Genomic DNA, 20,788 nt, shown 5'->3' with positions numbered 1-20,788 from the left:
TTCTAAAGGCTGCCATTTTTTATTTTTGATGGATTTCAAAGTGAAAAAATGCAAGTATATAAAGTTTTTATTTCAGGAGTTTTCCTCTTTTTTTTCGGAGGCTCATATTCCCAAATCAATGGAATTCATCCTATTTCAAACGATTACCAAAAACCGACTGACAGCTTGGTTCTCCAAAAGCTTGAAAAATGGCAAGATCAGAAATTTGGAATCATTATTCATTGGGGCTTATATGCCGTTCCAGGAATGATTGAATCGTGGTCTATCTGTTCGGAAGACTGGATTACCAGAGATACAAATTCTTCTTACGACGAGTACAAAAAATGGTATTTTGGACTAAAAGACTCATTAAATCCAACCAAGTTTAATCCAGAGAAATGGGCTGAAATATCGAAAAAAGCAGGAATGAAATACTTGGTTTTCACTACAAAACACCACGATGGTTTTTGCATGTTTGATACCAAACAAACGGATTTTAGTATTGCTCATGGACCTTTTGCATCTAATCCGAAATCAGATGTGTTGAAACACGTTTTTTCGGCTTATCGTGATCAGGGATTTATGATTGGAGCTTATTTTTCGAAGCCTGATTGGCACAATGAAAATTACTGGTGGCCGTTGTATGCAACTCCAGATCGAAATAATAATTACGATACAAGAAAATATCCATGGCGTTGGCAGCAGTTTGAGGATTACACCTTCAAGCAAATTCAGGAAATCGCTACTGGTTATGGAGGAGTAGATATTTTGTGGTTAGATGGTGGCTGGGTGAGACCAAAGAACACCATTGACGATGAAGTTTTGATGTGGGGTATGCCTATTCCGCAATGGGATCAGGAATTAGATATTGCGAAAATAGCGAAGATGGCCCGAACAAATCAACCAGGAATGATTGTGGTTGACAGAACTGTTCAAGGACCGTATGAAAATTATCAAACTCCTGAGCATACAATTCCTGAGAAACGAATCGATAATCCGTGGGAAACATGTATGCCATTGGGAAATGATTGGGGATATGTTCCGAATAACAACTTAAAATCCGCAGACCGTGTAATCCAGACTTTGGTAGAAGTGGTTGCAAAAGGTGGAAACCTGCTTTTAGGTGTTGGTCCAAAACCAGATGGGACTTTTCCTGTCGATGTGGAAGAGCGATTAGTAGAAATTGGAAAGTGGCTGGATGTGAATGGAGAAGCGATTTATGGAACCCGAAGTATGTTTCATTACCAAGAAGACAAGGTCTTTTTTGCGCAATCAAAAGATGAGAAAACGGCTTATTTGTTCATTCCTTCAGATTTGGCTTTGCGCAAAGTCACTTGGACGATTAATCTTCCTAAAAAAGGAGCCAAGTTGATTTTTATCCCAACAGGAGAAGTCATTCCGTACAAAATTCTAGATCAGGAAGTCGAATTAACCTTATCACAAAAATGGCTTCAAGCAAACAAGAATAATCCAGTTTGGGTCTTCAAATTCGAGTTGGCTACTGAATAGTCAAAACAGCTTTTAGTTGTAAATCTCTTGAAGAAGAGCCAATGAGTAATTCATAATTTCCAGATTCAATGATTTCTTTTAAATCGGGTGAAATATGTGTGAATAGTTGTGGATTCAGGGTGAAGTGAATAATTTTACTTTCTTTTGAGTTTAGAGAAATGCGCTGAAAACCTTTGAGTGCAATAATTGGTTGAGCTTGCGCACTTCCTTTGCTTTTAATGTACAATTGGACTACTTCTTCTCCAGCTCGTTTTCCAGTATTTGTCAATTTGAAAGAAAGATCAACGGATTCATCTTTGGTAATGTTATTTTCAGCCAGTTTCAAATCAGAATAGGAAAATTGGGTATAACTCAAACCATAGCCGAATGGAAAAAGCGGTTCGCCACTCAAATTGTAATAATCATCGCTTCGACCTGTTGGTAAATGATTGTAAGTCAATGGAAGCTGTGCCTCAGAAATGGGAAACGTAATTGGTAATCTTCCTGCAGGATTTATTTTTCCAGTTAACAAATTTGCAACTGCTAAACCGCCAGCTTCTCCAGGATACCACAAACTCACAATCGCATCTGCATCTGAAATCCACTCATCCATCGTGATAGCACTTCCACCAACCAATAAAACAATCATGGGTTTTCCTGTTTTGTGTAATTCTTGGATTAATCGTTCTTGATTTCCTGGCAAACGCAATGAAGCTCTGTCTTGAAATTCGCCTTCATGAATCCCCACTACTATAACTGCTACATCTGCTTTTTTAGTAGCTTTAATCGCTTTTTTCAGCTCTGAATCGAAGGAGCTGTTGATCGAATAATTCCAAATCAGACGAATCTTTCCATTGCCTTTTGGCTCTTTGAATTCAATACGAATCGGATACTTTTTCCCTTTCACAAAATCAATCGGAATTAAATCTTGGTGGTAACTAGTCTTTTCCCAACGATCGATTACAATTTTGTCATTCAAATAAAGTCGGTAACCATCATTTCCTTCCAATCCGATATCTATCTTTCCAGATTCTGGGGCAATTAGATTTCCAGTCCATTTTACCGAGTAGAAATGATTCTCCAATTCGTTGGAAGGCCCATAAAGTGTCCAGTTAAAATCGATTTGTGAATCAGTTCGGGAAAGCACAGGATTTCCAGTGAAATTCACATTGTCGAAATACAAACCAATCAATCCGTTTCCAGTTTCATTTTCCAAATACTTGTCGTAAATAGGCGTGAAAAGTGTGTCGGAATAACTAACGGTTTCTTGATAAGTGATTTGAATGGAATCTCCTGCAATTGCTTTCAATCCGTCCAAAATACTTAAAGGGTTATTTCCAGGGCCGCTGTATCCACCCAATCTTGGTTGACTTGCATCCATTCCGAAAAGAGCAATTTTGTGAACAGACGGATTCAAGGGCAATACCTGATTTTTGTTTTTTAAGAGTACAAACGATTTTTCGGCAGCTTGTTGAGAAAGCTTCTTTCCTTGAGATGAAATTGAATTCGATGATTTTGGGATCGTGATGTATGGTTTTTCAAACAACCCCAATTCAAATTTGGCGCGTAATACTCTTGAAACAGCATCGTTTAATCGATTGCTATCCACCAATCCCGATTGAAATGCAGGATAAAAGAGTGCCGCATGATTGTAATCCGTTTGGAAAATGACATCCAATCCACCATTGATGGCATGCGCGCCACTTTCAGCATAAGAAGAAGCTGTATTGTGCAAAACAACTTCACCACCCACAGCATTTGCATCCGAAATCACAAAACCTTTAAAACCCCATTGTTTCTTTAGTTTTTGGTTCAAGAGCCAATCATTTGATGAGCAAGCTGTTCCGTTTAGAGAGTTGTAGGCTGTCATTATTGAACGAGCACCACCTTCACGAATAATTCGTTTGAATGGAATCAGATGACTTTGTTCCAAATACCACTCACTCAGATGAATCGGATAACTGTCTCGTCCACCATCACCCACATTCGCGATGAAATGTTTTGGGGTGGTAATAATTCCTTGTTGTTCAAATGATCGAATAAAAGCCAATCCAATTTCACTGGTCAAAAAAGGATCTTCCCCATAAGTTTCTTCTGTTCTTCCCCAACGAACATCGGTTGCGAGATTTACAACTGGAGAAAGAATCTGTCGGATTCCACGCATTTTGCATTCTAGTGCAATCTGTGTTGCTACTTGATGAATGAGCGTTGTGTCCCAAGTTGCTGCCAATCCGATTGCTTGCGGGAATGCAGTAGCTCCATGTCGAACAAGTCCATGCAAAGCTTCATCAAATGGAATAATCGGAATTCCTAATCGTGTTTGTGTAACAAAATATGCTTGTAGGCGATTTACTTTCTTGGCTAGAATAGTTGCATTTTCAGTGGTGTTGTAATTGAGTAATTGTCCTCCTGCATCACCTCCTGAACCTGCGCTTATTTGCAAACCAAAAATTCCGTGTTTCAGTTTTTCGTTCGTAGTGTCGCCATCTGACGGAATCATGAATACTTGCCAGAATTTTTCTTCGGGTGTCATTCTGCTCAACAAGTCTTTTACACGTACATCAACGGATTGAGTTGAATCCTTGTAAAGTTGCCCAAATGTATTTGTAATCGGAATTAGTAAAAGAAAACAGAGGAAATACTTCATGTAACAAAATTACATTTTTTGTATGGAAAGCGATTGTTCAAGTAGTTAATATAAAGGGAAGGGATTGAAATGGAGCTGATTACAACGGAAAGGTTAAAAAAAATGTTTTTATCTTTTAATAGAAAATCATATATTTGATTAATCAATCTAAATACCATGAAAAACTTTTTATTAAGTTCCATCCTTGTCTTTGTCTCTCAATTTAGCTTTTCGCAATTGATGCGTAGTGAAGTATATGATTTTTCTATAGGGAATTACTATGGGATAGTTATAAAATCGAATGCCCCTTCTAGCGGTATACAATCGCCAATTATATCAGGTTATCAAATGTTTCATATCCTTACGAAAGAACTTTCTGTTACTGGTGATTCAGTTACCTATTCAGCTCAAAGACAAACGTATATTCCAGCGCTGCCAAATGGATCGGGTGGAGCTACTCCTCCCAGTTATTCAATAGATACTTTCACATTTATGCATAAGCAGTTAAATACAACATATTCCCCAGAAATTTGGGATCATGTTTTTGGAAATACAGCAACCCATTTTTGGGATAGCGACACCAATGAATGTTATAATTCACTTGATGTGTTAATTCCTTCACCTTGGTGTTTCAATAATTCTGGTCAGGCCAATCATTTTGGAATGCACATCGATAATGGGGATTCTTGTAGCCTTGAGCCGCTGATATCTGATTACTATGCTTATTCTCATGCAGGCGGCCCTTATGGAGGGAAACAACGTCCTGGAGATCCTACAGAATTCGCTATTTTGTATGAGTTATTTTATGTGGTTCATGATGGCGTGGAATGTGGACAATTTCCAGATTTCTTTTTAGGTACCTCTGAACTTTCTGTTCCGACTATTATGATTTATCCAAATCCAGTCTCCAATGTGTTGAATCTGGAAGGTTTAAAGATTCAATCGAATGCTCGTATTTGTGAGTTGAATGGAGCAATTTTAGCTCATGAAATTCCAGTGGTTGATAACCAAATAGATATTGAGTTTTTGCAACCTGGATTTTACTTGCTTTATCTTCAGAGTGAGAATGGGGCGTCGTTTGTTCAACGATTTACTAAACTGTAAATTCGATTAGCGACCTCTATTTTCGTTTTTTGATTCAGGAGTTTGATATAAAAAAAACTCTATGGTTACTTTAACCAAATGCGAATTAAGAAAGCAAGTATACGAAGTTTAGGTGTTTGGCTAATTTCATGATAGACTGAAATTTTAGATTTAACGAATGATTATAGCTTTATATATTGACTTTTACTATAACCTAACTTTCATTTGGCACTCCAAGAATGACTGCTAAGAAAATATAAAAATGAAATTTCATTCAGAATACTTCTTACCTTTGATTTGAGCGCCCCACTTCTCAAGGGAAAACAATCCGATAGCAATCGGCACCCCAAGAGCTTCTGTAATTAGTTCGTAAACGGTTTTAATTCAAAAACATGAAAAGTGTAATTACAGGTGTCGGAAGATATATCCCGACGATTGTCAAAACAAATGCTGACTTCGCCCTTCATAAATTCTATGACGAAAATCAAGAACCTATTCCTTTGAATCCGGAAGTTATTGCACGTAAATTTGAATCCATTACTGGGATTGAAGAAAGAAGATATACCACTTCCGATTTGAATTGCTCCGATATGGCAACCATTGCTGCTGAAGATGCGATACAAGATGCTGCTTGTGATAGAGAAACCATTGATCAAATTATCGTGGCTCACAATTTTGGTGATGTGATCAAGCATACGATTCAAACAGATATGATTCCATCCATTGCTTCCAGAGTAAAACATAGTTTAGGCATCAAAAACCCTAATTGTGTTGCCTACGATATCATTTTTGGTTGTCCAGGTTGGCTCCAAGGATTAATTCAAGCTCATGCATTTATGCAAGCAGGAATGGCAAAGAAATGTTTAGTGATTGGTGCGGAAGCATTGAGCCGCGTATTGGATCAGCATGACAGAGATAGCATGATTTTTTCCGATGGGGCAGGGGCGACCATTGTGGAGATTCAAGACTCCAATTCTGGGATTCTATCCTTTAGTGCTCAAAGTCATTGCGAAGATGAGGTCACTTACCTGAATTTAGGGAAATCAAACTTTCCTGAATCAGATCCGCGTATTCGGTATGTGAAGATGAAAGGTCGAAAAGTGTACGAATACGCAATCAAGAATGTGCCTTTAGCCATGAAAGATTGTTTGGACAAGGCAAACGTTTCGATTACAGATGTGAAGAAGATTTTCATTCATCAAGCCAATGAAAAGCTAGACGAAGCAATAGTTCGTGAATTATTCAAACTTTATGAAGTTTCAGAAATGCCAGAACATTTAATGCCCATGAATATTCACAAGTTGGGGAATAGTTCTGTTGCAACGATTCCTACTTTGTTAAGTATGGTGAAACGCGAAGAAATGAATGGATACACCATATCGGAAGGAGATATTGTGCTTTTTGCTTCTGTTGGAGCAGGAATGAATATCAATGCGGTTTGTTATAGGGTTTAAATAGAGCTCACTTTCGTTTTACAAGATCAGATCTTGGCCTTCTCTAGAAAGACGGGTTCTTTTTTAGTTCGGAATGTTTCGGTTGGCTGTTATTTCAAATGTCGAACTTTAAATTGTTGTACGATATTTTGGAAATAACTTGTTACAATTGTATTTTTGGAGCTCTTTAAGATAATCATAAGTTTATGAAACCTAAATTTTTAACGCTTTTACTACTACTTATAGCGTCATTTGCGAATTCCCAGTTGAACTTTTCGCAGCACCATATTGATTACGGACAGTCATATACTGTTCGAGAGATTCTAAATGCCGATTTGAATAATGACGGTAAGATTGATATCGTTAGCATTTCAGACGTGAATACAATCTCTTGGTTTCAAAATTTGGGTGGGGGATTATTCTCTTTTATGAAGATTATCACAACTACCGAAGATAATTTAAGAGATATTGCAACTGGTGATCCAGATGGAGATGGAGATTTTGATGTATTTTATGCGGCTGCAAACAGCAATACCGTTGGATGGTATGAAAACTTAGGTAATGGAACATTTAGTAGTATTCCGTTGATTATTGATCATGTTCTTTCTGGAGCAACCACCGTAAATATCGATGATGTAAATGAAGATGGATTACCAGATTTGATAGCCACTTCGCAGTTGAGTAATCTGATTGTGTGGTATAAAAATCTTGGGAATAATGCATTTTCGATAAAAAATGAGATTTCCGGTTTTACAGGACCAAATAAGGTTCGTTTGGGAGATATTAATAACGATGGCAAGCTGGATTTGTTGGTGTCCGGAATTAGTTACCATCTTACTGCATTTTTAAGGACTGGACCGGGCACTTATGATTTTGATGTTATTATAGGCTCCTCTTCTCCAATTGTAGATGAAACATTGCTAATGGATATTGATAGCGACAACGATCTGGATGCAGTTGTTGTTAGATCTATAGGAACGCGAATATACAAGTATGACGGGAGCGGATTTGCGGTTAACCCAATTAATTTGCAAGCAAATACTGGGATTACTGCCATGGCATCTGGAGATATTGATCTAGATGGGGATCAGGATCTTGTTATAGGAAGAAGTTTTAGCACTACGATTGCACTTGCTTATTTTTCGAATCCAGTTGGCGGATATATTGGAACGACAGGAAGCCCCACACTTTCCAACCTTTCTGATGATATCCGCTCCATACAGATTGCAGATTATGATCAGGATGGGAAACCGGATATTATGGCGGGTCTTCCTGTTAATGATCGTATTGTTTGGTTTAAAAATCCTGTGGTTTTTAACAATATGTGGAGTCTTACAGAAATTACCACAGAGGTTCGATCACTTTCAAAGGTATTATTTGAAGATATGGACAATGACGGGGATGTTGATGTAGTGACTTTTAATAGCGAGGCTGCGTGTAACCGTTTAGATTGTCAACGAATATCCTGGAATGAGAATCTTGGCGGAGGTCATTTTTCGCGACAGAAGGTGATTCTGATCAAGGGAAGTGCGGTAGCAGATATGACTGAGATGGATGTGGTTGATGTAAATGGTGATGGAAAAAAGGATATCACAATACGGGATATTACTTCTGATTACACGCATTGGATCAAAAATAATGGATCAGGCAATTTCTTGCTTAACTCATCTACAATAAGCGGCGATAATTTTGGCACCAATGAATTTGGTGATCTTGATGGAGATGGTGATCAGGATCTGGTGGGAATTGATATGAATGATCTTCATTGGACTCGAAATGATGGCAACGGAAACTTTCAAAGTGTTCCTACGATTATTGCTCAAAGTCCAACTTTAGGGTTATTGACCCAGTTGTCAATTCTGGATATTGATCATGACGGTGACCTGGATTTGGTAACAGCCGGTAATAGTTCAATCAGCAAGTATACCAATAATGGGACGGGTACATTTTCTGTGCCTGTATCTATTGCATCCAATGTGGAGGCCCGGAATGTTTTGATGGCGGATATTGACGGAGACAATTTGAAAGACTTGTTGTATTTTACATTGACGCCTAATCAGGTTGTTTATAAGAAGTCGTTGGGTGGAGGTAATTTCGGACCGACCATTGTTATTGAGAGCTTTACAGGATTTGTCAATTCGATCTCTTCCGGAGATTTTAATGGTGACGGAAATGTTGATTTAACTGTTAACGCTGAGCATGAGGTGTACTTATTAACCAATCTGGGATCGGGAACGTTTGCTTCCAGGGAGTTTGTTGCGAGTGTATTTCATGCCAATGGGGTAACTAAAATAATAGATGTTGATCAGGATGGAGACAAAGATATGATGCATTCGGCTAACTCTGAAGATCGTGTTTTCTGGAGTGAGAATAAACTCAATGAATGTTTGACTAAGCGGGTGGAAATTAATGATACGATTTGTAGTTCGGAATCGTACATCTTTAATGGAAAGACTCTGCTTTATTCAGGAACGTACGTGGATACTATTCCTGCATTCGGAACTTTCTGTGACAGTATTGTTACACTGAATCTCCGTGTAAATACCACAGGTTCGTGCGCTGTACCGTCACTTCCGTGTTCGGAACTTTATTTTTCTCAATACATTCACGGATATGCGAATGACAAGGCGTTGGAAATATATAACCCTACAAGTCATCCGATTAATTTGACAGGTTACAGTATTCGGCATTTCAATACAGGTGGTACAACTTACGGAACCATAAATCTTACTGGTGTATTGCCGTCGAATAGTGTATTTGTTGTTTCAACGATCAACTCTTCGGCTGCAATTCTTGCCCAGGCTGATATGACTACAAATGTCCTTAATTTGGATGGAAATACCGCTATGGGCTTGTTTAAAGAGAATGTCTTGATCGATATCATTGGTCAGTTAAACAGCACCCCGATTGAAGGGTGGGGAGTTGCTCCCAATTCAACATTTCTTCAAAATTTGGTTCGAAAGTCTACAGAAACAACAGGATACATTAATACCTCCGGGCCATATATTACAGCAGATCATTTTACGGGTTACCCCCCAAATTCGACCACTAACCTTGGGACTCATACCTCTGATTGCGCAGCACAGTTGTGCAATACGCCCGGGATTAACAGCGTTTTCGAATCGATTTGCCCTGGAAGTAGTTATAATTTCCATGGAAACATCATCTCTTCTCCAGGAGTTTATTACGATACATTGGCAAATTTTTCCGGATGCGATAGTGTTGTAAGACTGGTGTTAAGTGTGCCTCAGAATTATTCGTTTTTATCGGCTCAGGTTTGCCCCGGAGACAGTTATTCTTTTGATGGCCAGGTGTTGACTACACCAGGACTTTACCTCGATGATTCTGATCCGTGTGAAATTATTAGACTTACATTGATAAACTCTCAACCAGCCGTCAATACAATTAATACAACAGTTTGTTATGGAGAAAGCATTACAGTGAATGGTGTTATTTATACTAGTTCTGTATCGGGAGACGTTCAGCTTATCAGTAATGGAGCGGTTAACGGATGTGATTCTACTATTATTGTAAACCTGACAGTACTTCCTCAAGTTCATGGAACAGCGTCTGTTGAGGCTTGTGATACTTATATGTGGATTAATGGAACGACTTATAATGCAAGTAACAATACTGATACATACTTGATTCCAGGAGGAGCTGTTTCAGGATGTGATAGTCTTGTTCATTTGAATTTAACAGTTGGACATGCGACATATGCTATGGATACTAAAACTGCATGTGGCTCATATACATGGATTAATGGTGTAACTTATGCCAGTTCGAATACTACAGCGACTCATATGCTTACAAATGCAGCTGGATGTGATAGTATTGTTACACTGAATTTAACGGTTAATCAGCCTCAACACTCAACAGATGTGCGTAATGCATGTTCTTCTTTAACCTGGATTAACGGTGTTACTTATAGTTCAAATAATTCTACTGCAATTCATACCTTGCAAGGTGCTGCATCAAATGGTTGTGATTCAATTGTACATCTAAATCTTACGATTCTTAATAATCAAAGTAATGATGTAATTGCTTCATGTGAACCTATTGTTTGGATTGATGGAAACACTTATTCCAGTTCTAATAACACAGCTACTGTTGTGCTTCAGAATACTGCCGGCTGTGATTCGACTGTTACATTGCAATTGACAATACCACAAATTAATGTAGCTACTTCTGTTTCAGGTCTTACAATATCAGCTGTTTTAGGAGCAAACACTACATACAAATGGATGAATTGTTCTCTTGGGACATTAATCCCTGGAGCGACGAACCAAACCTATACTGCAGCAGTTAATGGAGTATATGCGGTAATTGTAACCCGCAACGGATGTAGTGATACCTCAGCATGTATCACAATTTCGACAGTAGGTTTATCTGAACTAACAATGGAAGTTGGGATGCAAGTTTTCCCAAATCCAACTTCTGATATATTGAATGTAAACCTTGATATTGCAGGTGAAATTATTATCACGGATGCAGCTGGGAGGATATTAATGGAGTCGAAAGCTGATACGACTCATTTGTTTGATGTAAGTGATTTGGCATCTGGAACTTACTTCGTCAGGAATGGTAATGTAATTGTTCCATGGGTGAAGCAATAATGATGGATACACCATATCGGAAGGAGATATTGTGCTTTTTGCTTCTGTTGGAGCAGGAATGAATATAAATGCAGTTTGTTACCGTGTTTAGTTCCAACCTTTTATTGAATAGTGTATCATCGTAAGTGTTGACCTGATAAATCTGCATTATGAAACAAACCTTACTTATCCTTTTTACAATACTTAGTTTATCGGCTTTCTCTCAATCCACTAATTGGATAAAGGGTCACGGTGTTTGGCACTACGATTGGTTTTATCCTGGTATTGATGGTTCAATGAGAATTGAGACCATGAACGACACAGTTATTCAAGGGCACACTTGTCAGAAATTGAAGTGTGATAAGCATACTAAAATGAATACAGATCCGAATGGGGGATTTGTTCATTTAATAGATACAGAATACAAATTCATCTATTTTGAGCAAGATACAGTTTGGTTTTGGAATGCAAACCAGTTCAAGGTTTTGTATGATTTTACTGCAGCAGAGGGGCAATCAAGATTGATAGATGTTGGTGTGCAAAATCAAGAATGCAACGATAGTTCTTATATATTAATTGACACAGTTTATAATAGCACTCTAAACGGAGTAAATGTAACCCTGTTTCAAACCCGTGATTCAAGCTCCAATTCTATTCAATATGGAGGATTGATTAATTCTCATTTTGGAATGATGGATCTTGTTTCAGCACCTTCACATTTTTTGTTTCCAGTTACAGGTTGGTGCAGCAGTTCTCCAAATGATGGAATTTTTTACAAATTGCGTTGTTTCCAAGACGATTCTTTAACATATAATCCAGGAAATGTAGATTGTGAATATTATACTTACTTGAGTTTAAATGAATCGGAGTTAACGAAAGTATCCGTTTTCCCAAATCCATCTTCAGGAATGTTTGAGTTGTCGTCTGAAATTCCATTAAATAAAATTCGCTTAGTGAATCTACTGGGTTCAGTTTTGAGAGAATTTGATTCGAACGTTACTTCACAACAAATCGATTTGTCAGATTTACCTCAAGGAACCTATTATTTGAACATTGAAAATTCGAATGGAGAGCATCTTGTTAAAGCTCTCCAACTTTTGGGAAGATAAACGAAGCCTATTTTTTATCCTTCTTAAGGATGTCTATCTGATAGGTGCAATATTTGAGGCCTTTTTTTGAATTGCTAATCCATTTGGCTCCGTATGTGTTATTCAGCTTTGAAAAGATCATAATGGACTTATCATACCAAATAATTGCAGTTTCATAGTTTTTAATATCATTCGTGTTCTGACTTGTTTTCCAAGCCTTGTTGTAATAAGCATCTCCGACTTCGGTAAGGTTGGCATTAATTGGATTGAAATTGTAAGTGCTAATTGCAGACATTACTCTGCGATCCAAACTGTCAGCAGCTAAATAAGTTTTTAAACTATCCAAGTAATTGTAGTTGGGAAGCGTAAGTTTCAGCATGTCTTTGACAGAATCATTTGATGTGAAACTTGTCATTGTAATTGGATTGTTTCGGATTTGCCATCTAGGATCACCTGGAAGGTGGGTCATAAGAAAGTAATTCGGATCAGCAAATATTTCCTCAATTTTAAGTTCTTTGAAAAACATAAGTGAGCCTTTCACCTGATCAACATATCCACAAGACCAAGTTGCATCAACAAAAAGATATTTACCATCAACCTTGACAATGTTCCAAGCATGATCTGGAGATTGAAAAGGCTTCTTTTTTGAATAACCATATCCTTTAGAATAACCTGAAACAATATGACATTCTATTTGAACAGATTCGCACATTTTCTGCAAAAGTTCCGCATAATTTTGACAAACACCTTTTCTCGAGACTAAAATTTTAGCTGTTTCAGTGGTTTTCCCTGAGACATAACTTTCTGTATCATAGGAAATGTTTTCAGCTATCCAGTAACAGAACAATTCAACTTGTTGTGTCTGTGTATTCCCTCCTTTAGAAAGATAATTCACCAATGATTTTAAATCTCTGGATGTTTTTTCAGGACAAGCTTTGGCATAGTTGTTTAGTTTTGTATTTACTTGATCTAAAGCGAGTGAATTATGAACGACGAAGATTAAAAAGGAGATTAGTATAAATCGCATGGGTTATTTTTGATAATTAGATTCAAAAATAAGTCAAATCTTCGAAACTATCTTCAGGTATTAATTTGATAAGGATAAATATGCTATCAACACTAATTTGTTCAAAAACAGCACTTTTTTACCAAACTACTTGCATTCTAAGATTTTCTCTCTATCTTTGCACCCCTCAAAGTGTGTTCTTTGGGGAAAGAACTATTTATTAATTATCAAAATTTGAGTACTGTATGCCAACTATACAACAGTTAGTGCGAAAGGGAAGGACTGCGGTAGTAAAGAAGTCAAAGTCAGCGGCTTTGGATTCTTGCCCGCAGCGCAAAGGAGTATGTGTACGTGTGTACACCACTACACCTAAGAAGCCGAATTCAGCTATGAGAAAAGTAGCGCGTGTTCGTCTTACCAACGGTAAAGAGGTGAATGCCTATATCGGAGGAGAAGGTCACAACTTACAAGAACACTCTTTAGTGTTAGTTCGTGGTGGAAGGGTTAAAGATTTACCAGGGGTTCGTTACCACATCGTTCGCGGTGCGGAAGATACTGCAGGTGTTGAGGGCCGTTCACAACGTCGTTCTAAGTATGGAACGAAACGTCCAAAAGTTAAGAAATAATTAAACTCTTGAAGAGATGAGAAGAAGAAAAGCGAAGAAAATTGCCATACTCCCAGATCCAAAGTTTAATGACGTTGTTGTAACAAAGTTCGTTAACAACTTAATGTATTCTGGTAAAAAGAATTTGGCATTTAAAATTTTCTACGATGCATTAGAGATCGTAGATAAAAAATTAGAGGATCAAGAAGGTTTAGAAGTGTTCAAAAAGGCATTAGATAACGTAACTCCATCTGTGGAGGTTCGTTCTCGTCGTGTTGGTGGAGCTACTTTCCAAATTCCTACTCCTGTTCGTGAAGGACGTAAACAATCATTAGCTATGAAATGGTTAATTGGTTACGCTCGTAAACGTAATGAGAAATCTATGGCTGGTAAATTAGCCTCTGAAATTATTGCTGCTTCAAAAGAAGAAGGTGCTGCTTTCAAAAAGAAAGAAGATACTTTAAGAATGGCTGAAGCGAATAAAGCATTTTCACATTTTAGATTCTAAGAAATGGCAAGAGATCTTAAATTCACAAGAAATATTGGTATCGCAGCTCACATTGATGCTGGGAAAACAACAACTACTGAGCGTATTCTTTACTATTCTGGTGTAAACCATAAGATTGGTGAGGTTCACGACGGTGGTGCTACAATGGACTGGATGGAGCAAGAGCAAGAGCGTGGGATTACCATTACTTCTGCTGCGACAACAGTAAATTGGAAATATAGAAACCAAAATTATCACATCAATATCATTGATACTCCAGGACACGTTGACTTTACAGTTGAGGTGAATCGTTCGTTACGTGTATTAGATGGGTTGGTATTCTTGTTTTCAGCAGTTGATGGTGTTGAGCCTCAATCTGAAACAAACTGGCGTTTGGCGAACAATTACAATGTTCCTCGTATTGGTTTCGTTAATAAAATGGACCGTCAAGGAGCTGATTTCTTAAATGTGTGTGCACAGGTTAAAGAAATGTTGGGTAGCCATGCTTTGCCATTACAAATCAATATTGGTGACGAAGATAACTTCAGAGGAGTTGTTGACTTAATCAATTTCAAAGGAATTGAATGGAACGAGCACGATATGGGTATGACTTTTCAAGAAGTTGAAATTCCTGCAGATATCGTTGACGAAGCAAGACGTTTAAGAAGTGAATTATTAGAAGCAGTTGCTGAATTTGATGAGACTTTGATGGAGAAATTCTTCGAAGATGAGAATTCATTGACTGAGCGTGAGATTTTAAATGCATTACGTGCAGCAACAATCTCTGGAAAAGTAGTGCCAATGATGTGTGGTTCATCTTTCAAAAACAAAGGTGTTCAAGCAATGTTGGATATGGTAATGGAAATTCTTCCGTCTCCATTGGATAACGGTTCTATTGTTGGAATCAATCCAAAAACAGATGAAGAAGAAGAGCGTTTACCATCTTACGATGCTCCATTTGCTGCATTAGCATTTAAAATTGCAACGGATCCTTTCGTAGGTCGTTTGTGTTTTATTCGTGCTTATTCAGGTAAATTACCAGCTGGTTCTTACGTTTACAATACTCGTTCAGAGAATAAAGAACGTATTTCTCGTATCTTCCAAATGCATGCAAACAAGCAAAATCAAATTGATGAGCTAGGTGCTGGAGATATCGGTGCAGTTGTTGGATTTAAAGATATCCGTACAGGAGATACTTTGTGTGCAGAAGGACATCCAATCATTTTGGAATCAATGAACTTCCCAGATCCAGTAATTGGTATTGCAATTGAGCCTAAAACTCAAGCAGATGCTGACCGTTTATCTAATGGATTGAATAAATTGGCTGAAGAGGATCCAACGTTCCGTGTAAATACGGATGAGGAATCTGGACAAACAATTATCTCCGGAATGGGTGAGTTACATTTGGATATTATTGTAGACCGTTTGCGTCGTGAGTTCAAGGTAGAAGTGAATCAAGGAGCTCCACAGGTAACATACCGTGAGGATATCACAGTTGCTATCGATCACCGTGAGCAATACAAAAAACAATCAGGTGGACGTGGTAAATTCGCAGACATCGCTGTTAAGATCGGACCTCAAACAGATCCTGAAAAAACTGGATTGGAATTCGTTAACTCAATCAAGGGTGGTAACATTCCTCGTGAGTTTATTCCATCTGTTGAGAAAGGATTTAAAGAGTCTATGAAAAACGGAGTTTTAGCTGGATTCCCTGTTGAAGCAATGAAAGTAGAATTGGTTGATGGTTCATTCCACGCTGTCGATTCAGATTCATTGTCGTTCGAAATGGCAGCTAAAATGGCTTACCGTCACGCATTGAAAAACTGTAAACCAATCTTGTTGGAACCAATCATGAAATTAGAAGTGATTTGTCCGGAAGAGAATATGGGTGACATCGTTGGTGACTTGAATCGTCGTAGAGGTATGATGAAGGGTATGGATGACAAAGCAGGAGGAAAAGTTGTTAGGGCTGATGTTCCTTTGTCTGAAATGTTTGGATATGTGACGCAATTGCGTACGTTGTCTTCAGGACGTGCAACTTCTTCCATGGAATTCTCTCATTACGCAGAGGCTCCGAAGAACGTAGCAGAAGAAGTTATTGCAAAAATTAATGGAAAAGTTTCCGCTTAATACAAACGAGTAATGAGCCAAAAGATTAGAATTAAATTGAAATCATACGATCATAACTTGGTAGACAAGTCTGCTGAGAAAATCGTAAAAACAGTTAAAGCAACAGGAGCGGTAGTTAGTGGTCCAATTCCACTTCCAACTCACAAACGTATCTACACAGTATTGCGCTCTCCACACGTTAACAAAAAAGCGCGTGAGCAGTTCGAATTGTGTTCTTACAAACGTTTGTTGGATATCTACAGTTCTTCGTCTAAAACTGTTGATGCATTAATGAGATTAGAACTTCCTTCAGGAGTTGATGTAGAAATTAAAGTGTGATGAAACTTTTGGTTGTGGGGACGCGACGCATCGCGTCCCCTTCAATCCAAAAATTTACATCACTTTAATAATTTATAATTTATAATTAGTAAAGTATGCCTGGAATTATTGGTAAAAAAATCGGAATGACTAGCGTCTACAGTGCCGAGGGTAAGGCAACGCCATGCACAGTAATAGAAGCTGGTCCTTGTGTAGTAACTCAGGTTAAGACACAAGATCGAGATGGGTACGAGGCAATTCAATTAGGATTTGGAGAACGTAGAGAAAAAAACACTCCAAATGCATTGAAAGGCCACTTCAAAAAAGCGAATACGACACCAAAATCAAAATTGGTGGAGTTTAAAGGTTTTGACGGACTTAATCTTGGAGATGTAGTAGATGTTCAATTGTTTGAACAAGGTGAATTCGTTGGAATTGCTGGAACATCTAAAGGTAAAGGTTTTCAAGGAGTTGTAAAACGTCACAATTTTGGTGGTGTTGGACAATCGACTCACGGTCAACATAACCGTTTGCGTGCTCCTGGTTCAATTGGTGCTTGTTCGTATCCTGCACGTGTATTCAAAGGAATGCGCATGGCTGGACAAATGGGTAACAAACGTGTAACCGTTGAGAACTTAGAAGTATTGCGTGTCTTGGCTGACAAAAATTTAATCGTAGTGAAGGGTTCTATTCCAGGGCCTAAAGGTTCAACTGTAATAATTCAGAAATAATGGAAGTAAAAGTAATAGATAGCAAAGGAAAGGCTACTTCCAAAAAAGTAACCTTATCAGACACGATTTTTGGAATAGAGCCAAATGATCACGCAATTTACTTAGATGTAAAGCAACACTTGGCGAACCGTCGTCAAGGAACGCATAAATCGAAAGAAAGAGCTGAGATAGCTGGATCTACTAGAAAGATTAAAAAACAAAAAGGTACGGGTGGTGCTCGTGCTGGTAGTGTTAAATCTGGTACACGTGTAGGAGGTGGACGTATTTTCGGACCACGCCCTCGTAACTACCACTTCAAATTGAATATCAAATTAAAGCGTTTAGCACGTAAATCTGCTTTCGCTTATAAAGCAAAATTAGATTCAATTTTAGTGTTAGAGGATGTAGCTCTAGCAACACCTAAAACAGCAGAATTCAAAGCGATGTTATCAAGCTTGAACTTGTTAAACGAAAAGGTGTTGATGATCGTAGGATCAGGTAGCGATAATGTTTACTTGTCTTCACGTAACCTACAACGCGTTAAAGTTGTATCTGCTGATTCAGTTAATACATATGATGTATTGAATGCGAAGAAAGTTGTATTAACAGAAAGTTCAATCGAAGTAATCGAAAAGATTTTAAATTAATTGATGATGAGTACTATTATCAAAAAGCCAATTATAACAGAGAAAGCAACTGCCGGAAATGAAAACGGTATTTTCGCTTTTGAAGTTGATCGCAAGGCGAATAAATTGGAAATAAAAAGAGCTGTCGAAAAGATGTACGGAGTTCACATTGTGGATGTACGCACACTCACTTATGGCGGTGGAAAATCCTCTACGAAATTTACGAATAGAGGTGTCGTTGAGCAAAAAAGTCGCGTATGGAAAAAAGCCATCGTAACTGTTGCCGAAGGAGAAACGATTGATTTGTTTAATAATTTTTAAGTAGAAACTGATGAGTCTTAGAAAATTTCAGCCTATCACTCCAGGGCAAAGACACAAGATCAACAGTACGTATGCTGAAGTAACAACGAATGTTCCTGAAAAGAGCTTAGTTGCGAAGAAAAGCAAGTCTGGTGGTCGTAACAATGATGGTCGTATGACCATGCGTTACATCGGTGGTGGACACAAGCAAAAGTATCGTATCATTGACTTTAAACGCGACAAGCACGGAGTGCCAGCGGTAGTAAAGACAATTGAATATGATCCAAACAGAACTGCGCGTATCGCGTTGCTTTATTATGTGGATGGAGAGAAACGTTACATCGTTGCTCCAGAAGGATTGAAAGTTGGTGATACAATCGTTTCAGGTGCTGGTGCCGCTCCAAATGTTGGTAACGCATTATTTTTATCCGATGTTCCTCTTGGATCTGTGATCCATAACATTGAGTTGCAACCTGGAAAAGGTGGTGCAATTGCTCGTGGAGCAGGAACATATGCTCAATTGAACGCTCGTGATGGTCGCTTTGCGATTATCAAGTTACCTTCAGGTGAGACTCGTATGATTTTGACTACTTGTATGGCAACTATTGGTGCTGTATCGAATGGAGAACATTCATTAGTAGTTTCTGGTAAAGCTGGTCGTTCTCGCTGGTTGGGTCGTCGTCCACGTGTACGTGGTGTTGTGATGAACCCAGTTGATCACCCGATGGGTGGTGGTGAAGGACGTAACTCCGGTGGTCACCCTCGTTCTCGTAATGGTATGCCTGCTAAAGGATACAAAACGCGTTCGAAAAAGAAGTATTCAGATAAGTTTATCATCGAGAGAAGAAAAAAATAAGGTATGAGTCGTTCGTTGAAAAAACCACCTTTTGTACACTATAAGTTGTCAAAAAGAGTGGATGAAGCACACACAAGCGGAAGCAAAGCAGTAATCAAAACATGGTCACGAGCTTCTTGCATTACTCCTGACTTTGTTGGGTTAACGTTTGCAGTGCATAACGGGAATAAGTTTATTCCTGTGTTTGTAACCGAGAACATGGTTGGACACAAGTTAGGTGAGTTTTCACCAACTCGTAACTTCCGTGGGCATGGTGCTAACAAAAAGGATAAAAAAAGATAGTTTAATATTCAAGTGACATGGGCGCTAGAAAGAAATTAAGAGCTGATAGTATAAAAGAAGAGAATAAGTCAATCGCTTTTGCGAAATTGAACAATTCTCCTATTTCTCCTCGTAAAATGAGATTAGTTGCAGATCTTGTACGTGGAGTTGAAGTAAACAAAGCTCTAAACATATTGCAGCACAATGCGAAAGACGCATCGTTAAGTTTATCTAAGTTATTGCGTTCTGCAATTGCTAACTGGGAAACTAAAAACGAGGGTAAAAGCATTGAAGATGAAAAATTAGTGGTGAAATCTATCGAAGTTGGTAGCGCAGGTATGTTGAAACGTATTCAAACTGCTCCTCAAGGTAGAGCTTACCGAGTTCGTAAAAGATCAAACCACGTGACTATCGTTGTTGATGGTTCAAAATAATTGAAGGAAAATGGGACAAAAAACAAATCCAATTGGAAATAGATTAGGTTTCATCCACGGATGGGAATCTAACTGGTACGGTGGAGATAATTACAAAGATAAAATCATCGAAGATGATAAAATTCGTAAGTATTTACACGCCCGTTTATCCAGAGCAAGTATTTCGAAAATCATCATCGAGCGCACCCTCAAGCTCGTTACTGTAACAATCAACACGGCTCGTCCGGGTGTGATTATCGGTAAAGGTGGTCAAGAAGTAGACAAATTGAAAGAAGAGTTAAAAAAATTGACGAAAAAAGAGATTCAAATCAACATTTTCGAAGTGAAACGTCCGGAATTGGATGCTCGCTTAGTAGCTGATGGAATCGCTCGTCAAATTGAGGCTCGTATTTCATTTCGTCGCGCTATCAAGATGTCTATCGGTTCAACCATGAGAATGGGTGCCGAAGGGATCAAAGTGAAAATTTCAGGTCGTTTGAATGGAGCTGAAATGGCTCGTTCAGAAATGTACAAAGATGGACGTACTCCGTTACATACGTTCAGAGCTGATATCGATTACGCAGTAGGTGAGGCATTAACTACTTACGGTTTGATTGGTATCAAAGTATGGATCTGCAAAGGTGAAGTTTATGGTCGTCGTGATCTTTCTCCAAATGTTGGAATGGCTGCTCAAGGTTCAAAAGGTGGTGCGCCATCTGGAGATCGCGATAGAGGAAACCGTCGTCCAGCTGGAGGAAAAGGTGGAAACAACCGTAAAAAGAAGTAAAAACACATTAAAATTTTC

At 38.3% G+C, this 20,788-nt stretch carries 18 protein-coding genes; 16 read left to right on the top strand and 2 right to left on the bottom strand.

The window, feature by feature from the left end:
• Positions 1 to 48 precede the first annotated feature (48 nt).
• Positions 49 to 1,488, top strand: coding sequence for an alpha-L-fucosidase (locus FLUTA_RS03975; protein WP_013685566.1), 1,440 nt, complete (start codon positions 49 to 51; stop codon positions 1,486 to 1,488).
• On the opposite strand, the gene FLUTA_RS03970 is transcribed toward FLUTA_RS03975, so the two are convergent.
• Positions 1,478 to 4,114, bottom strand: coding sequence for a beta-glucosidase (locus tag FLUTA_RS03970; RefSeq protein ID WP_013685565.1), 2,637 nt, complete (start codon positions 4,112 to 4,114; stop codon positions 1,478 to 1,480). The two genes, FLUTA_RS03975 and FLUTA_RS03970, sit on opposite strands and share 11 nt — an antisense overlap.
• A 156-nt stretch (positions 4,115 to 4,270) precedes the next feature.
• On the opposite strand from FLUTA_RS03970, the gene FLUTA_RS03965 reads away from it, so the two are divergent.
• The 4 genes from FLUTA_RS03965 to FLUTA_RS03950 all read left to right on the top strand — a co-directional run bounded on the left by FLUTA_RS03965 (position 4,271) and on the right by FLUTA_RS03950 (position 12,313).
• Positions 4,271 to 5,197 (top strand): T9SS type A sorting domain-containing protein, encoded by a 927-nt coding sequence (locus tag FLUTA_RS03965; protein ID WP_013685564.1) that lies wholly within the window; start codon positions 4,271 to 4,273, stop codon positions 5,195 to 5,197.
• A 371-nt stretch (positions 5,198 to 5,568) separates the two neighbouring features.
• Positions 5,569 to 6,630 carry a 3-oxoacyl-ACP synthase III family protein gene (locus tag FLUTA_RS03960; RefSeq protein WP_013685563.1) on the top strand — a complete coding sequence of 354 codons (1,062 nt, stop codon included), beginning with the start codon at positions 5,569 to 5,571 and terminating at the stop codon, positions 6,628 to 6,630.
• Positions 6,631 to 6,815: 185 nt separating this feature from the next.
• Positions 6,816 to 11,225, top strand: coding sequence for a T9SS type A sorting domain-containing protein (locus FLUTA_RS03955; protein ID WP_013685562.1), 4,410 nt, complete (start codon positions 6,816 to 6,818; stop codon positions 11,223 to 11,225).
• A gap of 149 nt (positions 11,226 to 11,374) precedes the next feature.
• Positions 11,375 to 12,313 carry a T9SS type A sorting domain-containing protein gene (locus FLUTA_RS03950; RefSeq protein WP_013685561.1) on the top strand — a complete coding sequence of 313 codons (939 nt, stop codon included), beginning with the start codon at positions 11,375 to 11,377 and terminating at the stop codon, positions 12,311 to 12,313.
• Positions 12,314 to 12,320: 7 nt separating this feature from the next.
• Here FLUTA_RS03950 and FLUTA_RS03945 read toward each other — a convergent pair whose 3' ends face one another.
• Entirely contained in the window at positions 12,321 to 13,319 is a 999-nt protein-coding gene (locus tag FLUTA_RS03945) for a transglutaminase domain-containing protein (RefSeq protein WP_013685560.1), read from the bottom strand.
• A 224-nt stretch (positions 13,320 to 13,543) separates the two neighbouring features.
• Here FLUTA_RS03945 and rpsL point away from each other — a divergent pair, with 224 nt between their 5' ends.
• From rpsL to rpsC, 11 genes are all read left to right on the top strand, one after another.
• Positions 13,544 to 13,924 carry a 30S ribosomal protein S12 gene (gene rpsL / locus FLUTA_RS03940; protein WP_013685559.1) on the top strand — a complete coding sequence of 127 codons (381 nt, stop codon included), beginning with the start codon at positions 13,544 to 13,546 and terminating at the stop codon, positions 13,922 to 13,924.
• A 16-nt stretch (positions 13,925 to 13,940) separates the two neighbouring features.
• The gene (gene rpsG, locus FLUTA_RS03935) at positions 13,941 to 14,411 is read left to right on the top strand and encodes a 30S ribosomal protein S7 (protein WP_013685558.1); all 471 of its coding nucleotides are present in this window, start codon (positions 13,941 to 13,943) and stop codon (positions 14,409 to 14,411) included.
• 3 nt (positions 14,412 to 14,414) lie between these two features.
• Positions 14,415 to 16,520, top strand: coding sequence for an elongation factor G (gene fusA, locus FLUTA_RS03930; RefSeq protein WP_013685557.1), 2,106 nt, complete (start codon positions 14,415 to 14,417; stop codon positions 16,518 to 16,520).
• A gap of 12 nt (positions 16,521 to 16,532) precedes the next feature.
• Positions 16,533 to 16,838 carry a 30S ribosomal protein S10 gene (rpsJ, locus tag FLUTA_RS03925; RefSeq protein WP_013685556.1) on the top strand — a complete coding sequence of 102 codons (306 nt, stop codon included), beginning with the start codon at positions 16,533 to 16,535 and terminating at the stop codon, positions 16,836 to 16,838.
• A 95-nt stretch (positions 16,839 to 16,933) separates the two neighbouring features.
• Positions 16,934 to 17,548 carry a 50S ribosomal protein L3 gene (gene rplC / locus FLUTA_RS03920; protein WP_013685555.1) on the top strand — a complete coding sequence of 205 codons (615 nt, stop codon included), beginning with the start codon at positions 16,934 to 16,936 and terminating at the stop codon, positions 17,546 to 17,548.
• Entirely contained in the window at positions 17,548 to 18,174 is a 627-nt protein-coding gene (rplD, locus tag FLUTA_RS03915; RefSeq protein WP_013685554.1) for a 50S ribosomal protein L4, read from the top strand. Before rplC ends, rplD begins: the two co-directional genes overlap by 1 nt.
• A gap of 6 nt (positions 18,175 to 18,180) precedes the next feature.
• Complete coding sequence (rplW, locus tag FLUTA_RS03910; protein WP_013685553.1) at positions 18,181 to 18,474, top strand: 50S ribosomal protein L23; 294 nt, start codon at positions 18,181 to 18,183, stop codon at positions 18,472 to 18,474.
• A 10-nt stretch (positions 18,475 to 18,484) separates the two neighbouring features.
• Positions 18,485 to 19,309 carry a 50S ribosomal protein L2 gene (rplB, locus tag FLUTA_RS03905; protein ID WP_013685552.1) on the top strand — a complete coding sequence of 275 codons (825 nt, stop codon included), beginning with the start codon at positions 18,485 to 18,487 and terminating at the stop codon, positions 19,307 to 19,309.
• 3 nt (positions 19,310 to 19,312) lie between these two features.
• Positions 19,313 to 19,591: a 30S ribosomal protein S19 gene (rpsS, locus tag FLUTA_RS03900; protein ID WP_013685551.1), complete on the top strand. Its 279-nt coding sequence runs from the start codon at positions 19,313 to 19,315 to the stop codon at positions 19,589 to 19,591.
• A 17-nt stretch (positions 19,592 to 19,608) separates the two neighbouring features.
• A complete protein-coding gene (rplV, locus tag FLUTA_RS03895; protein ID WP_013685550.1) occupies positions 19,609 to 20,004 on the top strand; it encodes a 50S ribosomal protein L22 in 396 nt (131 codons plus the stop codon).
• 10 nt (positions 20,005 to 20,014) lie between these two features.
• On the top strand, positions 20,015 to 20,770 hold the full coding sequence (gene rpsC / locus FLUTA_RS03890) for a 30S ribosomal protein S3 (protein ID WP_013685549.1): 756 nt from the start codon (positions 20,015 to 20,017) through the stop codon (positions 20,768 to 20,770).
• Positions 20,771 to 20,788 lie beyond the last annotated feature (18 nt).

This window comes from Fluviicola taffensis DSM 16823 (assembly GCF_000194605.1).
GTDB classification, from domain to species: Bacteria; Bacteroidota; Bacteroidia; order Flavobacteriales_D; family Crocinitomicaceae; genus Fluviicola; species Fluviicola taffensis.
Note: the sequence above shows the minus strand (reverse complement) of the source record. Positions and strands in the feature narration are given on the sequence as shown.

Excerpts from the sequence above, each read along its gene's own strand:
- fusA (WP_013685557.1), top strand. The coding sequence starts at position 14,415 with ATGGCAAGAGATCTTAAATTCACAAGAAATATTGGTATCGCAGCTCAC.
- rplC (WP_013685555.1), top strand. The coding sequence starts at position 16,934 with ATGCCTGGAATTATTGGTAAAAAAATCGGAATGACTAGCGTCTACAGT.
- rpsG (WP_013685558.1), top strand. The coding sequence starts at position 13,941 with ATGAGAAGAAGAAAAGCGAAGAAAATTGCCATACTCCCAGATCCAAAG.
- rpsC (WP_013685549.1), top strand. The coding sequence starts at position 20,015 with ATGGGACAAAAAACAAATCCAATTGGAAATAGATTAGGTTTCATCCAC.
- FLUTA_RS03955 (WP_013685562.1), top strand. The coding sequence starts at position 6,816 with ATGAAACCTAAATTTTTAACGCTTTTACTACTACTTATAGCGTCATTT.
- FLUTA_RS03975 (WP_013685566.1), top strand. The coding sequence starts at position 49 with ATGCAAGTATATAAAGTTTTTATTTCAGGAGTTTTCCTCTTTTTTTTC.
- FLUTA_RS03970 (WP_013685565.1), bottom strand. The coding sequence starts at position 4,114 with ATGAAGTATTTCCTCTGTTTTCTTTTACTAATTCCGATTACAAATACA.
- rpsL (WP_013685559.1), top strand. The coding sequence starts at position 13,544 with ATGCCAACTATACAACAGTTAGTGCGAAAGGGAAGGACTGCGGTAGTA.
- rplV (WP_013685550.1), top strand. The coding sequence starts at position 19,609 with ATGGGCGCTAGAAAGAAATTAAGAGCTGATAGTATAAAAGAAGAGAAT.
- rpsJ (WP_013685556.1), top strand. The coding sequence starts at position 16,533 with ATGAGCCAAAAGATTAGAATTAAATTGAAATCATACGATCATAACTTG.
- FLUTA_RS03965 (WP_013685564.1), top strand. The coding sequence starts at position 4,271 with ATGAAAAACTTTTTATTAAGTTCCATCCTTGTCTTTGTCTCTCAATTT.
- FLUTA_RS03950 (WP_013685561.1), top strand. The coding sequence starts at position 11,375 with ATGAAACAAACCTTACTTATCCTTTTTACAATACTTAGTTTATCGGCT.
- rplB (WP_013685552.1), top strand. The coding sequence starts at position 18,485 with ATGAGTCTTAGAAAATTTCAGCCTATCACTCCAGGGCAAAGACACAAG.
- rpsS (WP_013685551.1), top strand. The coding sequence starts at position 19,313 with ATGAGTCGTTCGTTGAAAAAACCACCTTTTGTACACTATAAGTTGTCA.
- FLUTA_RS03960 (WP_013685563.1), top strand. The coding sequence starts at position 5,569 with ATGAAAAGTGTAATTACAGGTGTCGGAAGATATATCCCGACGATTGTC.
- FLUTA_RS03945 (WP_013685560.1), bottom strand. The coding sequence starts at position 13,319 with ATGCGATTTATACTAATCTCCTTTTTAATCTTCGTCGTTCATAATTCA.
- rplW (WP_013685553.1), top strand. The coding sequence starts at position 18,181 with ATGAGTACTATTATCAAAAAGCCAATTATAACAGAGAAAGCAACTGCC.
- rplD (WP_013685554.1), top strand. The coding sequence starts at position 17,548 with ATGGAAGTAAAAGTAATAGATAGCAAAGGAAAGGCTACTTCCAAAAAA.